This is a genomic window from Desulfotruncus alcoholivorax DSM 16058 (assembly GCF_000430885.1).
Taxonomy (GTDB): Bacteria; Bacillota; Desulfotomaculia; order Desulfotomaculales; family Desulfallaceae; genus Desulfotruncus; species Desulfotruncus alcoholivorax.
On the sequence record NZ_AUMW01000009.1, the window covers coordinates 35,343 to 49,903 of the forward strand.

The window sequence follows — 14,561 nt, forward strand, 5'->3', positions numbered from 1 at the left end:
TTAGAATGGAAGACCTGATGTTGGACGCGCAGGGAAATTTCGTGGTCGCGGCTGACGGTGATGCCGAGACTGTGACAGACCTGGACTGCTTGATCCAGGATGCAAAGCATTTGCTGCTTACATTCCCCGGGGATTTATGGGCGCATGAGGATTATGGTGTTGGTCTGCAGTTTTTTATTCAAACGGAAAACACAGAGCTAAACCGCCTTGAGCTAGAGCAAACAATTAAGAATAGGTTAAGCCAGGATGAGAGAATCAAAAAGGAATCTATCAGCGTTGAAATTAGTAGCTGGGATTTGCAAAGGATTAAAATAACGGTTCTCTTCTCTCCAACCGATGATGCCTTTAATGATGAGCAAGACATACCGCAAGAGGTTGCAATTGTTTTGTTGGTTAGCCAGGAAGGGATAAGTATTGAGGGGGGCAGTTTATGAAGCCGGAAGAATTAATACCAATCAAGACATTTACCGAGTTAATGAATTCAACTGTTTCGGCTTTACGTAATTCGGCTTTTAGGATAACCAATTTTCGCCCCGGTGGTGTATTCTACACATTACTGGAAAAGTGCAACCAGGGCGTGGCTGATCTTTATGCGCTGCTAAAAAGTATTGCCCCGCAAATGTACCTTGATACAGCTACCGAAGACTGGCTTGATTTAAAAGCTGCAGAATACGGAGTTTTAAGAAAGCTGGAGCAAAAAACAATAGGGTTGGTGGGGTTTTGCCGAAACGCTGACGGTCCAAATGTGATTATACCTCCGGGAACTGTGGTAACTACTGAAACTGACAGGTACGGAGACAGGTTGAAATTCACAACCACAAGTCAAGCCGTGCTTACTGAAGGGTCATTGAGAGTTGATGTTGAGGTTACTGCCGAATTTGCCGGGTCAATTTATAACGTTGGCGAAGGGATGATAAACAAGTTATTAACCAACGTTCCCGGTGTCGATTACGTTACCAACAGTGAATCATGGGTCACTCGTGAAGGAACTGATACCGAATCTGATGATAGCTTGCGCCAACGTGCAAAAGACAGGTGGAGTCAGTTGTCACAGGGTGCCGGTGATGATGCTTACATTTCATGGGCGCAGGAAATACCAGGCGTTGTAGTGGTTAATGTGGATAGCCAACACCCGCGCGGCCAGGGCACGGTTGATGTAATTATTACCGGCACTGCCGGAATACCTTCCGATGATTTGGTGTCTACCGTGCAAGAGTATTTGGATAAGAAAAAGTCTTTAATAGCTGATTTACTGGTAATTAAGCCTGAGCCTGTGCAAGTTGATTTTGAGGTTATTTTATACCTTGACCCTGATTACGGGGATGAATCTGAAATTCAAGCAGAGGCCGAGAGCGTTATTGATATTATGTTCAACTATGGAGATATTGAACATCCGGATATTAAAAAAGTATCTCCTGAATATGGGTTGCTGGTGGACCAGGTAAGGTTTAATTTGCTGAGCATTGACTATGTTATTAAGGCTAATATTATCTCACCGATTGATGATATAGCTGTAAGTAAGAGGCAGCTATTGGTTAAGGGAGCGGTTAATGTAACGGTTCAGAGGGTGGTTGCATGAATTTTACCGAGTACCTTTACAGCTTAGCCCATGTGATTTTTAAGAGAAAATCAAAGCCGGAGGACACAGATATATATAAATTGGCATCTGCGCTGGGGCCTGGGCTGGATGATTTACAGGAGTCAATATTTTTACTGCGTGAGCAGTCACTGGTGACCACGACAACCGGTGCAGCTTTGGACCTTTTGGGTAAAGACAGAAAGATGCCCCGCTACCGTGGCGAGTCTGATGAAGAATACCGTCTGCGTTTGCTTGCCGCAGTTGAGATATATTCGGAAACTGGCACAAAGCCAGGCATGGAAAAAATACTAACATTATTGGGTTACCTTGATAGTGAGGTTTACCCTTTGTACCTTGAAAAATACAAATGGAGGTTTCTTGATTCTAATACAAGCCTGGACGGTGGTATAACTCTGGAGGCGCTTGACCCCACTGCAAGACTTGACTATCTTAACCGGTGGGCTGAATTCTTGGTAAAGATTAACCTGGGCGAAGGTTCGTTTATGGAGACCCAGTACCTGGTTACCAAGCAAATGATCAACAAGGTTAAGCCGTCCGAAAGTAAGATTTATGCTTTACAGTTTACATTAACAGCTAGGTTTGTGCTGCCTTTTAAACTTAGCGATTGGTTGAATATAACCGGTTATTTTGGTAATGAATTTAACCCCGGAATTAAACTGTTGGACGGTAGAAAAACACTTGCTCCAAACCCGTTTTTATTTGATTTAAACGGTAATTTCAGGCTAAACGGTGAGCTTAATATTGATAATTTCAGCGGCTGGGCTGACGGCACATGGTATTTAGCGGACACAAGAACCAGGTCGGAAATTAATTTACTGCAGACGGCAAATACAAGCCCCAACGTGATCCTTGCTCTTGATGGCCGCTACTGGCTAAACAATAAGGTTGCCATAGGCCGGAATAGCCATCCTATAACGGGGCGCTCATTGACAAACGTAAGCACATTTACGGATACAAAAATTCGTAACCTGTCTTTAAAAACCAGGTTTATTTTATCTGTCAGCAGTCCGCACCCGCGACAGCTTTTAGACGCTTTTTATCACGGGCTGGGCAATGACAGAGGTCTTGACGGTCAATGGTATATATCGGCCAATAAGCATATAGATGGCGCGTTTATTCTATCATTTGGTCATACCAGGATAACAGACAAAATTAATTTACTGCAGACGGCAAATACAAGCCCCAACGTGATCCTTGCTCTTGATGGCCGCTACTGGTTAAACAATAAGGTTGCCATAGGCCGGAATAGCCATCCTATAACGGGGCGCTCTTTAATTAGACCAGGTGCGCTAGTTGGTATAACGATAAAAAATAGCCAGACCAACAAAATGAGGCTGGCAGCTGCCGCACATAGCCCGCACCCGCTTAATTTCCTTGATGCCTATTATCATAAATTGTCCGGAGACAGGCTTTTAAATAGCAGCTGGACTATGCTGGCCAGTAAGCTTTTAAACAGCGGTTTTCAGTTATCTATTGGCAAAGTCCGCATTGCCTTAGCAAGCTTTAAGGTTGGTGCTGGGGTAATTGCCGGCAGTAATTTTGATCTCAGTACCGGCAGATGGCTTCTTGACGGCGGAAATTACAAGTACCGTCTGGATGGATTTTTAAAGCTATCACCTAGAAATTGGCTTGACGGAAGCTTACTTTTGAAAGGTGGTGAGAAATTATGTTATCGGGCCGGGCTGAGTGAAAAGATTAATACCCTCAGCGGCAGAATATTGTGGGGTGGTGAGTTACTAAACGGTTTCCGGCAATTAAAAACTTACCCAATGAGGCATAATGCCGGAGTTAAGGTTATGAAGGATGGACGCATAATTGAGCAAGGAGTGATCTAATGAATTCCATTACCACTAAGCTGGCCCGTATATCAATAGCCAGGGCCAGGAATGGAGAGATAGTTTTACCGACTGTTACGCATATTGCAATGGGTACCGGCGGCCATGATCCCGACGACATTACCAAGCCTATTCCACCAACTGAAGACGACATTCAATTGGAGAATGAAGTCATAAGGAAGCCAGTGGCCAGTAAAGAAAGGATAAACGACACTGCGGTAAGGTATTCCGTTATCCTTGGCACTGATGAGGGCAACGGATATGCCTTTACGGAAATGGGCTTAATCGACAGCGCCGGACAATTAGCTGCCCGTAAGACAATGGGGGCAAAAACCAAAGAGCCTGATGTTGAGATGGAATTTTACTTCGACGAGGAATTTTAAGGAGGTATTTGAATGCCTGATCTGTTAGGTCAAAACACTTGGAAAGACAGAGTGCGCCAGCTGGAGGAGACCGATCCGGCTGCGCCGAGTACCTGGGACCCGATTCACCAGGACTTAATTAATAATGACGTATACCTTAAGACACGGTTTGATGCTACTAAGACTGAAGTTGAAAATGCCCGCGGAGGATATGCCAACCTTGATGCAAGGTTAGATCAAATGGAGTTAGAAACTTTATCCGGTACCGGAAATTTTGCCGGGCCAACAGGTGCTACAGTTACACATAACCTGGGGCATACAAACTACCGGGTGCGTATTACGCCCACTCAAAACCCCGGTGGTTACCTGGGTGAGGTTTGGGTTGTCAAAGCCGCTAATACTTTTGTGGTTTACAACAGCGGCAAGTGGACAGGTGGATTTGATTATCAAATTTTAACGTAAAAGGAGGTCTTTAATGTGCCTATTATTGAAGTAAACGGTCCAAACCCTGCCGTTAGTATCGACGGAAATAAGCTCACTATTCAGGCGTTTAAGCTTGGTGATGTGCAAATTCCACAAAAGGAATGGGATTTGACAAAGTTCCAGGATTACGATGAAAAAACGGTCCGCTTTTATGCCGGCGTTGATGGCCAGTACCACATTGATGACAACAGGGATATTTTTTGGCTGGTGGCAGAGGTTAAGCTGCCTGGCATTAAATATAAAAATGCTCCAACCGGTGAAGCTGATGAGAACGGTCAGGAGGTCATGGAGCAGGTGGTTGTCGTTCCCGATATGGGCCAGGATGCGAAAATTAAAGTATGGGCTTTGCCCGACCAGGGAGGTAATAAATAATGCCAACTATTAGCTTGCAGGAATTGCGAGATCAAATAATGTCTGGTACCAGAGAACAGGTATTTTTGCACAACAGTAAGTCTGATGGAAGCGGCGTCACAGTGGCCAGTCATATGGTGTATGTTCCTAAATTCAGGGTTCCGACAGGAATTTGGGAAAGTGGTAATTTCCCGCCTAAAGACTTGATGTTAGGCGGGTTCTGGTTTGATAAATACCAGTGCAGCCAGCCTGATGCAACATCATTGTCCAGGGGCACGACAGGAGCAAACGCGCCTGGTTTGGTTGCGGCTGCAAGCCGGGCCGGAGTGGTGCCCTGGACGGATATTGATTGGAATAATGCCAAAACGGCCTGCGCCAACCGGGTTATTAATGGCCGTGCTTGTCATCTTGTAACAATGAGGGAATGGGCTGCAGTTTGCTTTTTAATTAAGCTGCTGGGGCATGATATTCGCGGCAACAACTTCTGGGGGCGTGATTACCGCGATCCGGACAGCTACGAGTATTATGGAGTTACTGACCCAATTCTGGCAAGTTACAATGCCAGTTATTCCAAAGCTTGCTCCAGGGTCCTTACTGGAAGCGGACCTGTTACTTGGGCGCATAATGGAATGGCCAACGGTATTTTTGACATTGTCGGTAACGTTTTTGAATGGGTCGATTTCCTTATTAATGCCGGCGTTTACCAGCATCAAAAACAGGCGTTATTAAATGATGCTGATGGAATTACTGCTGCTGATTCAGCCATTGTTATTGATAATATTCAGGATATTGACAGTTGGCCTGCTGCTAATGGGTTAATCCTGATCAAGGCCGAGGGCGTTAATACGGATGAATATATCATTTATGGGAACATGGTTAAAAATGGTGATGGATCGGCTACATTAACAGGCTGCCTGAGAGGGCAAAACGGAACTGCAGCCAGTGCGCATGCCGATAACGCAACAATTATACAGTTAACTGATTACTGTATTATCCCCGGTGGTTATTCGGCTAAGATCAATGGTGTCGGCCTTAATAACACCGATGCTGTATCAACCTTTGATTATGAAAGCCTGGTTCTTGGGCCAGGAGCAGCTAACCCGGCTGTTAATGATGTACTACAAATTGAAAATGAGCAGGTAACCGTAACCGCAGTTAATGGGACAAGCTTAACGGTTACCAGGGGCAGTAATGGTTCTACCATAGCAGCCCATGCAGACGGAGTTGCCATAGCTAAGTTATCTCCGCAGATGAGCAATAACAGCCCTTCATCTACTGGTGATTATGGTGCATCACAATCGGCTAGCTTTTTGACATTAAGGACAGAGACAAACCTTGTTGGCATGGGTTTACCTGCTACTGTAAGCAGTGGTGGAAGTGAGGAATATAAGGACATTTTTTATACCAGCATTTATGGCCAGCGGGCCGCGCACCGTGGCGGCAATTGGAGCAATGGGTCGGGTGCCCGTTCCGGCTTTGCCTTGTATTTGTACTTTCTCCCGTCGAGCACGAGCCTCAGCGTCGGGTTTCGCGCCGCTTTGTCTTTGTAATCTGGAATCTGTTACCAGTTAATCTGAAGGCCGGGTGATAGCCCGGCCCCTTTAGGGAACAATTTGAGAGGTGACATAATGTCAGCACCAGAAGAATTAAAAATACGCCAAAAGGTTGAAGACATGATCGCATATGGATATATAGCTTTGCGTCAATTTCCTAAGTCAGAAAAATTCACACTTGCAGCTGGCATAAAGCAATCCATGTATAGACTGCTGAATTTGGTTATAGTAACAAACAAAAAATACTACAAAAAGACAACCATGCAGGAACTTGACACAGAGTTGGACTTCTTGCGGTCGCTTATCAGAATATCAATGCAGTTGGGCTTTCTACCATTCAAAAAGTATGAAAACTGGGCCATTATGCTTAATGAAATTGGCAGAATGATTGGTGGCTGGTTTAAGTCTATTAAAAGAAATGAATAAGCTTTTAGGGGCCAGGTTGTAATGCGCGGGCCGCGCTCCGTGGCGGCAATTGGAACAATGGGTCGGGTGCCCGTTCCGGCTTTGCCTTGAATTTGAACAATCTCCCGTCGAACACGAACAACAACATCGGGTTTCGCGCCGCTCTGTCTGGTTGCCAGAAGTTAATATCCTATTGGGTTATTATCCAGTGCTCAGATAAAGGAATCTGGCTCCTTGTCACACTGCTATGCAGTCGGCAAAAAATATTAACAGATTACAGTGGTTAGTAGGGGTGAAAATCCCGAAAACCGCTGTAATCGCAATAAATCATGGAGGGTGCATGCCAAAGACATATACTAATTTATTTGAGAAAATATACCAATTTGATCATTTATATGAGGCATACCTTATGGCAAGGAAAAATAAGCGTAATAATGGTGAAGTGATAGAGTTTACAGCTAATCTGGAAGAAAATTTGATCGAAATTCAAAACGAATTAATATATCGAAAATATAAGACTGGAAGGTATAGAGAGTTTTATGTCAATGATCCTAAAACAAGGCTTGTGGCCGCTTTACCATTTAAAGATCGGGTTGTTCATCATGCGTTATGTGCTGTAATAGAGCCGATTTTTGAAAGAGCATTTATCTATGATAGTTACGCCTGCAGAAACGGAAAAGGGACTCATGCGGCAGCAGATAGGACAACGTATTTTGTAAGAAAGTTGCAACATCTTTACCCTCAGATATATTGTTTAAAATGCGATATAAAACAGTATTTTCCGTCTGTTAATCACAATATTTTAAAGAAAATAATAAGAAAAAAGATAGCTTGCAAAAGCACCTTATGGTTAATTGATGAGATTATAGATAGTGTTGCTGATGATAAAAACATTAACTCAAAAGGCATGCCAATTGGTAACTTAACAAGTCAATTATACGCAAATATTTATCTAAATGAATTAGACCATTTTGTTAAAGAAAAATTACAAATAAAGCACTATGTTAGATATATGGATGATTTTATTATTCTATGCCATGACAAGACAATTTTATGGTCAATTAAACGGGATATAGAAGTATTTTTACGGCATTACCTTGACCTAGAATTGAATGGTAAAACAGGCATATTTCCAATAAGTCAGGGCATTGATTTTTGCGGTTACCGGATTTGGCCAACCCATCGGAAAATTAGAAAAAGCAGTATTAAAAGAATGAAACGCAAATTAAAAGCTTTTCAGCGTAAATTTAAGGCTGGAAAAATAAGCTTAGAAAAAATAAATGCTACAATTCAAAGCTGGCTTGGTCATGTTAAGCACGGAGATTCCTATAACCTAAGGAAAAAGGTACTAGAAAGCTTTATCCTTACCAATGAAAAATGATGTGAGATTTTTGTTAACCGGAGGTGAGATTATGCCAGTAGATCAATATTATTCAACCAGCAGTTTTTATGAGTCACCATTCGTGCCATTAATCATAGGCATGATTGCATTAATTTTTTTAGCGCCTTTAATAGATACACTTTATAAGATGATTGAAGCCTTTATCCAGAAGGCATTAAATCGTTTCAGTTTTTTGCCTGACAATGTAGCTGATGAAATAGCTTTTGTTTTAGTGGTTTCAATAGGTTATGTTGTCTGCTGGCAAGGAGAATTCGACTTTTTTAGTTACTTAAATTTTAACTTTGATTCACATTTAGGGTGGTTTCTGACATCTTTATCTGTTAGCGGTGGCACCTCAGCTTTAAGGAATCGCTTTGACCTTATGAATTTAATACCCATGAGCATTGGAAGCGGTTTGTCATCAACCATGATGCGGATTATCGGTAAGAAAGGAGAGAAATAGATGTTAAACACTATCAGGCGCGGAAGTCGTGGACAAGACGTGGCTAATTTGCAAACATACTTGAATGAACTGGGTTATAATCCAGGACGTGTTGACGGAATTTTTGGTCCAGCAACCGAGGCTGCTGTTAAGAAATATCAGGCAGCACACAGATTGGTTGTAGATGGCATTGTAGGCCCGAACACCTGGTTAGTTATATTAAATGGCACTCCTAAAATGTATAGCGGCCCTGAGCCGGTATACTACAGCCAGGTTGACCAGCGTTGGAAAAACATCATGTTTAGCAGTCATAATGACCCACGGCAGACAATAGGTAGTTCAGGTTGCGGGCCAACATCAATAGCTATGATTCTGGCTACATGGATAAATAGGTCAATTACCCCGGTACAAGCATGTCAAATGGCTTTAGAGGGTGGTTTTCGGACCTATAATAGCGGCACAGCGTGGTCATTTTTCCCGTGGGTTGCCTCAAAATTCGGTCTTCATTTTTTGCAGACAGCCTCAACGAAGACGGTTATTGACGCCATTAATAAAGGCTCCTTAGTCGTTGCTAGTATGGGTCCTGGGTACTTTACTAGGAGCGGCCATTACATTATGCTTTGGGACGTGCGTGATAATTTGATTATATGTCACGACCCGGCAAATAAGAGTAGGGATCAAGCTAGTTTCGATGTATTCAATCAACAAGCTGCACAGTATTTCTGTTTCAATAAGTAAAGAATTTAATATTATGGAGGTATGATAACTATGCTAATATTAGGTTTTTTAATAGCGCCAAAGGTCTTGGTATCTTTGGGTTCAGCTCTTGGATTGATTATAGTTGATTTTTGCCTTGGGGTCTTTTTAGCACTAAAGCAAGGTGACTTTGATGTTAGGAAATTGCCCAAATTTTTGGAGACAGGCGTCATACCTTATGTTGGTGCATTAGTGCTATTAGCTTTGTTTATAGGTATATCACCGGGCTTAGAGGCTATATTTTTTGCATGCACTGCGGCCATAGGCTTAAAATACTTAGCTGATATTAAAGACAAATTGGCCAGTATATTCACTGGCATCCAAATTTAAATAAACAATCCACATCATTTAAGTGAAAGTTAATCAAATGTAATTTCGACAATAATAAAAGCGGAGCTGGATAAATGTTACTCCGCTTTTATACAATTTATTTACCAAAGAACTTTTCTCATTTTATGTGAGATTTTTTCTCAAAAAGTCTGGGACGCTTCAATAGCGCACCTCAAATCGTGATATATTATTAATTTGCGCCATTTATCAATTTTTATAATTTTTTTTTGAAAAATGGCATTCATAAAGCCCGCACGTTTTCATCCCAAAGATATTCGTTTTTAGTAAATTAAACCTTCATAATCCTCCATGTTATTTATTTACATTTGACACATTCACCAATTAATTGTAATATTAATATATTATAAATTTTATATGTAGGTGATAGGGATGAGCAGAAAGGCCAATTTTATATGTTCCAGAAACACCATAGACGGCGTCTATCCACCTCTGATACTTGCGCTGCAAGCCCAAAGAGCCGGTGCGGACACCATGATCTTCTTTACCTTTGACGGCATAGATGTTATTAGAAAAAACGGCGCCAAAAAAATAAAATATTATCCTAACGGAATGCTTGGAGCGATTCCGGGTGTTCCCGGCGTATCGGCAAGAATGATCACCAAACTGGCTGAAAACCGGGCGGGAGTGCCAAATATTGAAACTTTACTGGAAATGTGCCAGTTGGAAGGGGTAAAGTTTCATGCCTGTTTGATGACTCTGCAAATGATGGACATAAAAGACGAAGAGCTAATTGATGGTGTTGTGGTTTCAGACGCCGCGAGCTATATTAAAACAGCCCTGGAATCTGATGTTAACCTTTTTATTTAAAGTTCGGTTAATATTTTGGATAACTATTATTGAATTTGAAAAACATAAACAATGCAGGTCTGCTTAAAGGCCTGTCTTTTTTTATGACAATTTCAAAAATGATTGATTTTTTTAAATATATTTATTAATATAGATATATAATAATATTTTATCAATATTAATAATTGCAATTTATTAATTACAGTCTTTTTTAATAAGAATCGTTTATCGGCAGGTGAGCGCTTATTAAATTACATGAAGTTAAGCAAATTCTAAACGCTGAAGTAATTTCCGGTGAAACAATGCTTGACCTGGAAGTGAGTTCCGGCTTCGGCTGCGACCTGATCAGCGACTCCCTATGTTTTTCCAGGCCGGAATGTCTTTTAATCACCGGGCTTACCAATATTCAGATTATTAGGGTGGCTGATATGATTGAAGCCAGAGCCATAATGTTTGTCCGGGGCAAAAAACCGGGACAGGAAATAATTCGCCTGGCTGAAGAAAAAAAACTGCCGCTGCTGGTAACCAACAGATTTCTTTTTGAAAGCTGCGGGCTTTTGTACCAACACGGCCTGCGCAGCTCTTGACTGCGTTGGAGAGTGATCAATTTTGAAACTGGAATTTAAGGTTCAGGGTATGGATTTCACCCGGGGCGGTGAAGCAACTGCCAAAATTAAAAAAGCCCTGCAGCTGGTCGGCATGGAAGTTGATACTATCAGAAGAGCAGTTATTGTAGCCTATGAGGCCGAGTTAAACATTGTAATTCACGCAAAACACGGCAGCCTGGTCACCCACATCCATCCCAACCGGGTAGAAATTGAAGCCGTTGACGAAGGCCCGGGCATTCCGGATATATCCTTGGCCTTACAGGAAGGATACTCCACCGCCCCACCCCACATCAGGGAAATGGGGTTCGGTGCCGGTATGGGACTGCCCAATATTCAGCGCTGCTCAGATGAATTGCATATTGACTCGGAAGTTGATTCAGGCACTACGTTAAAAGCAATTATTATTAATAAAAGCCGTGGTGAATGAAATGCAGAAATACTTTCATTCGGTTATGCTCGACCAGGAAAAATGTAAAGGCTGCACCAACTGTATCAAGCACTGTCCTACCGAGGCGATCAGGGTACGCGAAGGGCGGGCCAGGATCATTGAAGAGCGCTGTATTGATTGCGGCGAATGCATCCGCATCTGTCCCAACCGCGCCAAACTGGCCATAACCGATCCGCTGGAACGGCTGCAGGAATTTAAATACACTATTGCCCTGCCCGCCCCTTCCCTATACGCGCAGTTTGGCCCGGCAGTAATGCCCCATAACATACTGGCAGCGCTGCTTGACATCGGGTTTGACGATTATTACGAAGTTGCCGTGGGTGCGGAAATTGTCACTAATTGCCTGTGTAATTATTTAAAGCGGGATAAACCAAGGCCTTTGATTTCTTCGGCCTGTCCTGCGGTAGTAAGGTTGATGCAGGTACGATTCCCCGGTTTGCTTGAGCATGTTGTTTTAATCGACACCCCTATGGAAATATCGGCACGAATTGCCAGGGAAAAAGCTACCCGGGTACATGGTTACAGCAGCGAGGAAATAGGCGTATTCTTCATCACTCCCTGCCCGGCCAAGGTTACAGCAATAAAACAGCCTTTCGGCAGCCGTTCCTACGTTGACGGGGCTATATCCATGTCTTCCATTTACGGAGAAATTCTCGGCCGGCTGGAATCTCCGTCCACCAATATCGCCCCAGGCGGCTCGCCGGCCATCGGTGTGGGCTGGGGCAGGGCCGGAGGCGAAAACCACGGCATCAAAGACCATTCCTTACTGGCAGTGGACGGGATTCACAATGTTATTAATGTATTTGAGGAAATCGAGCGCGGGGGACTCAGGGACATCGATTACATCGAGGCCCAGGCCTGCACCGGAGGCTGCATAGGAGGCCCGCTGGTCCCCCAAAACCAGTTCGTTTCCCGGGTGCGCATGGAAAACCTGGTTAAAAAACTCAGCCAAAATAATTACCGCTGCCCGGAAATAGATTGCAATTATGATTTTTGCGAACTGCCGGGGCCAATATTACCCCGCCCCGCGCTTAAGCTCAGCAATGACATCGACCAGGCCATCAGCATGCTCGAGCAGGTGGAAAAAATCACATCCGAACTGCCCGGCCTGGACTGCGGCTCCTGCGGTTCGCCAAACTGCCGGGCACTGGCTGAGGACATCGTACGGGGCTACGCGGAAACTTCTTATTGTGTGTTCAAACTTAGGGAAAAACTACAACGCCTGGCCAGAGAAATAGTGGACCTATCTCACTTACAACCACCTGCAATGGGGCGGGAAACCCAAAAAAGCGACGAGGGGGACGAAAAACAATGAATTTGTGGGACCAAATAATTCAACAACTTGAATTAACCCTGCAGGCCGGCCCCCTGACGTTCGGCCAGGTCCGGGGCGCTTTTTGCGGTGACCTGTTAAGCGACGTCCTGGCCAACGCAGCCCCCGGCGATCTGTGGATTACCATTCACCACCACCGCAACATCGTGGCAGTAGCATCCCTGGTAAACCTGTCGGGCATAATTATTTCCAATAATCGACTCCCTGATCCCGAGACTGTGGAAGCAGCCATTAAAGAAGGGATACCCCTTTTTACTACCCCGCTAAATAATTTTATGGCCAGCGGGGAATTGTTTAAAATTTTATCTGATAATTCAATAATTTAAATGTTTTAATAATATGATTTTTTGGGATTTTTTATTGCTATCGTATCCGCTGAATTTACCTGCAGCAAAAATTTAAACAAGCATACTAAAAAGGAGGTTAAAAAGATGTCACATGGTTGTTCGTGTCACGCTCAGTTCGGCCGGGAACAGTTGGAGGAGATTGAAAAACTGCTGGAACCGTACAGCGGACAGCCCGGCAGTTTGATCCAGGCGCTGCACAAAGCTCAGAACGTGGCCGGGTATTTGCCCAGGGAAGCACAGGTGCTGGTGGCCGAAAAACTCAATGTTCCATTAACCAGGGTTTACGGAGTGGTTTCCTTTTACTCTTTATTTACCACCAAACCCAAAGGCAGGCACAAAATACATGTGTGCACCGGAACGGCCTGTTATGTCCGCGGAGCCAGCCGGTTATTAAATCAGCTGGAAGATCAATTACAGATTAAGCCCGGCGATACAACCAAAGACGGACAATTTTCCGTTGACGTGGTACGCTGCCTTGGCGCATGCGGGCTTGGCCCGGTGGTAACCGTGGACGAAGACGTTTACGGCCGTGTAAACAACGGAAAACTTGATGATATCTTATCAAAGTACAGCAGGGAGTGACTAAATTGGAGGAGCTTTCCCAGCATTTACTCGACGTGGCAGTTAATTCTCTGGAAGCCGGAGCCACTGAAATCACAATTAATATCAACGAAAACATGCGAGCCAACACCTTACAAATTGAGGTGACTGATAACGGCCCGGGCATTACCAAGGCAGATATAGCCAGAGTTAAAGACCCATTTTACACAACCAAAAATAATAAGCGGGTTGGACTGGGTATACCGCTATTTATGGAGGCAGTTGAGAGATGCGGCGGCTCCTTTGATATTCAAGCTCAATCACAGCAAGGCACAGTTGTAACCGCCACCTTCCCCCATAATCACCTGGACCGGGTCCCGCTGGGAGATGTGGCGGGAACCCTGATTACCCTGCTTGCGGCAAATGATTTTGATTTTCAATATTGCCATCGTTATAATGACAAATCGTTTTATTTTAACACCAGGGATTTTCGGGTTTTGCTCAGGGATATACCGGTAAAAACCCCGGAAATTATGGTGTGGCTAAAAAATTATTTACACAACAACATCATGGAATTAAGGAGGGGAAAAAAAGTTGAAGAGTTTAGAAGAACTGGATAAATTACGTGACCGTCTCCAACAAGAAATGAAAATCAGGGACAAGGACTACGATGTTGCCATAACCGTAAGCATGGGCACCTGCGGGATTGCCGCCGGCGCCCGGGAAATCGTCAAAGCGTTGTTGGAGGAATTGAAACAGCAAGGCCTCAATAATGTGGCGCTTACCCAGACCAGCTGCGTCGGTCTTTGCCAGCATGAACCACTGTTAGAAGTTACCAGGGGATCGGAAAAAACCACCTATGTTAATGTTGACCAGGAAATGGCCAAAGAAATTGTTCGAAAGCACCTGGTTGAAGGCACCATAGTAAAAGATTGGACAGCGCCGAAAAAATGATTTGTTAACTGACTGCACAAGGAGGA

Annotated in this window: 20 protein-coding genes; all 20 read left to right on the forward strand. The window is 43.8% G+C overall.

The features are described from left to right. The first annotated feature begins 5 nt into the window (after positions 1–5). The 20 genes from H569_RS21195 (at position 6) to H569_RS0104620 (ending at position 14,535) form a co-directional block, all read left to right on the forward strand. A complete protein-coding gene (locus tag H569_RS21195) occupies positions 6–434 on the forward strand; it encodes a GPW/gp25 family protein (RefSeq protein WP_051273252.1) in 429 nt (142 codons plus the stop codon). Further along, complete coding sequence (locus H569_RS0104520) at positions 431–1,579, forward strand: baseplate J/gp47 family protein (RefSeq protein ID WP_027364027.1); 1,149 nt, start codon at positions 431–433, stop codon at positions 1,577–1,579. The genes H569_RS21195 and H569_RS0104520 overlap by 4 nt, the downstream gene beginning before the upstream one ends. Continuing rightward, complete coding sequence (locus tag H569_RS21200) at positions 1,576–3,435, forward strand: hypothetical protein (protein WP_027364028.1); 1,860 nt, start codon at positions 1,576–1,578, stop codon at positions 3,433–3,435. Before H569_RS0104520 ends, H569_RS21200 begins: the two co-directional genes overlap by 4 nt. Then, complete coding sequence (locus H569_RS0104530; protein WP_027364029.1) at positions 3,435–3,818, forward strand: phage tail-collar fiber domain-containing protein; 384 nt, start codon at positions 3,435–3,437, stop codon at positions 3,816–3,818. The genes H569_RS21200 and H569_RS0104530 overlap by 1 nt, the downstream gene beginning before the upstream one ends. Before the next feature lie 12 nt (positions 3,819–3,830). After that, positions 3,831–4,259, forward strand: a complete 429-nt coding sequence (locus tag H569_RS0104535; RefSeq protein ID WP_027364030.1) for a hypothetical protein — start codon at positions 3,831–3,833, stop codon at positions 4,257–4,259. Positions 4,260–4,274: 15 nt separating this feature from the next. Beyond that, positions 4,275–4,652 (forward strand): hypothetical protein, encoded by a 378-nt coding sequence (locus H569_RS0104540; RefSeq protein ID WP_027364031.1) that lies wholly within the window; start codon positions 4,275–4,277, stop codon positions 4,650–4,652. Further along, positions 4,652–6,181 carry a hypothetical protein gene (locus tag H569_RS0104545; protein WP_027364032.1) on the forward strand — a complete coding sequence of 510 codons (1,530 nt, stop codon included), beginning with the start codon at positions 4,652–4,654 and terminating at the stop codon, positions 6,179–6,181. The genes H569_RS0104540 and H569_RS0104545 overlap by 1 nt, the downstream gene beginning before the upstream one ends. Positions 6,182–6,259: 78 nt before the next feature. Beyond that, positions 6,260–6,610 carry a diversity-generating retroelement protein Avd gene (avd, locus tag H569_RS0104550; protein ID WP_034629496.1) on the forward strand — a complete coding sequence of 117 codons (351 nt, stop codon included), beginning with the start codon at positions 6,260–6,262 and terminating at the stop codon, positions 6,608–6,610. A gap of 319 nt (positions 6,611–6,929) precedes the next feature. Beyond that, a complete protein-coding gene (locus H569_RS19195; protein WP_034629499.1) occupies positions 6,930–7,970 on the forward strand; it encodes an RNA-directed DNA polymerase in 1,041 nt (346 codons plus the stop codon). 31 nt (positions 7,971–8,001) lie between these two features. Next, on the forward strand, positions 8,002–8,433 hold the full coding sequence (locus H569_RS0104560; protein WP_027364034.1) for a hypothetical protein: 432 nt from the start codon (positions 8,002–8,004) through the stop codon (positions 8,431–8,433). Continuing rightward, positions 8,434–9,150, forward strand: coding sequence for a peptidoglycan-binding protein (locus H569_RS0104565; RefSeq protein ID WP_027364035.1), 717 nt, complete (start codon positions 8,434–8,436; stop codon positions 9,148–9,150). 30 nt (positions 9,151–9,180) lie between these two features. Further along, positions 9,181–9,498 (forward strand): hypothetical protein, encoded by a 318-nt coding sequence (locus H569_RS0104570; RefSeq protein ID WP_027364036.1) that lies wholly within the window; start codon positions 9,181–9,183, stop codon positions 9,496–9,498. A gap of 390 nt (positions 9,499–9,888) precedes the next feature. Then, a complete protein-coding gene (locus H569_RS0104580; RefSeq protein WP_027364037.1) occupies positions 9,889–10,326 on the forward strand; it encodes a DsrE/DsrF/DrsH-like family protein in 438 nt (145 codons plus the stop codon). A 248-nt stretch (positions 10,327–10,574) separates the two neighbouring features. Next, entirely contained in the window at positions 10,575–10,892 is a 318-nt protein-coding gene (locus H569_RS0104590; protein WP_309294771.1) for a DRTGG domain-containing protein, read from the forward strand. A gap of 22 nt (positions 10,893–10,914) precedes the next feature. After that, a complete protein-coding gene (locus tag H569_RS0104595; RefSeq protein ID WP_027364039.1) occupies positions 10,915–11,340 on the forward strand; it encodes an ATP-binding protein in 426 nt (141 codons plus the stop codon). A 1-nt stretch (position 11,341) separates the two neighbouring features. Next, positions 11,342–12,676, forward strand: a complete 1,335-nt coding sequence (locus H569_RS0104600) for a [Fe-Fe] hydrogenase large subunit C-terminal domain-containing protein (protein WP_027364040.1) — start codon at positions 11,342–11,344, stop codon at positions 12,674–12,676. Beyond that, the gene (locus tag H569_RS0104605; protein ID WP_027364041.1) at positions 12,673–13,020 is read left to right on the forward strand and encodes a DRTGG domain-containing protein; all 348 of its coding nucleotides are present in this window, start codon (positions 12,673–12,675) and stop codon (positions 13,018–13,020) included. The genes H569_RS0104600 and H569_RS0104605 overlap by 4 nt, the downstream gene beginning before the upstream one ends. A 105-nt stretch (positions 13,021–13,125) precedes the next feature. Beyond that, the gene (gene nuoE / locus H569_RS0104610) at positions 13,126–13,623 is read left to right on the forward strand and encodes an NADH-quinone oxidoreductase subunit NuoE (protein WP_051273254.1); all 498 of its coding nucleotides are present in this window, start codon (positions 13,126–13,128) and stop codon (positions 13,621–13,623) included. 5 nt (positions 13,624–13,628) lie between these two features. Continuing rightward, the gene (locus tag H569_RS0104615; protein WP_027364043.1) at positions 13,629–14,201 is read left to right on the forward strand and encodes an ATP-binding protein; all 573 of its coding nucleotides are present in this window, start codon (positions 13,629–13,631) and stop codon (positions 14,199–14,201) included. Continuing rightward, positions 14,176–14,535, forward strand: coding sequence for a (2Fe-2S) ferredoxin domain-containing protein (locus H569_RS0104620; RefSeq protein WP_027364044.1), 360 nt, complete (start codon positions 14,176–14,178; stop codon positions 14,533–14,535). The genes H569_RS0104615 and H569_RS0104620 overlap by 26 nt, the downstream gene beginning before the upstream one ends. The last annotated feature ends 26 nt before the right edge of the window (positions 14,536–14,561 follow it).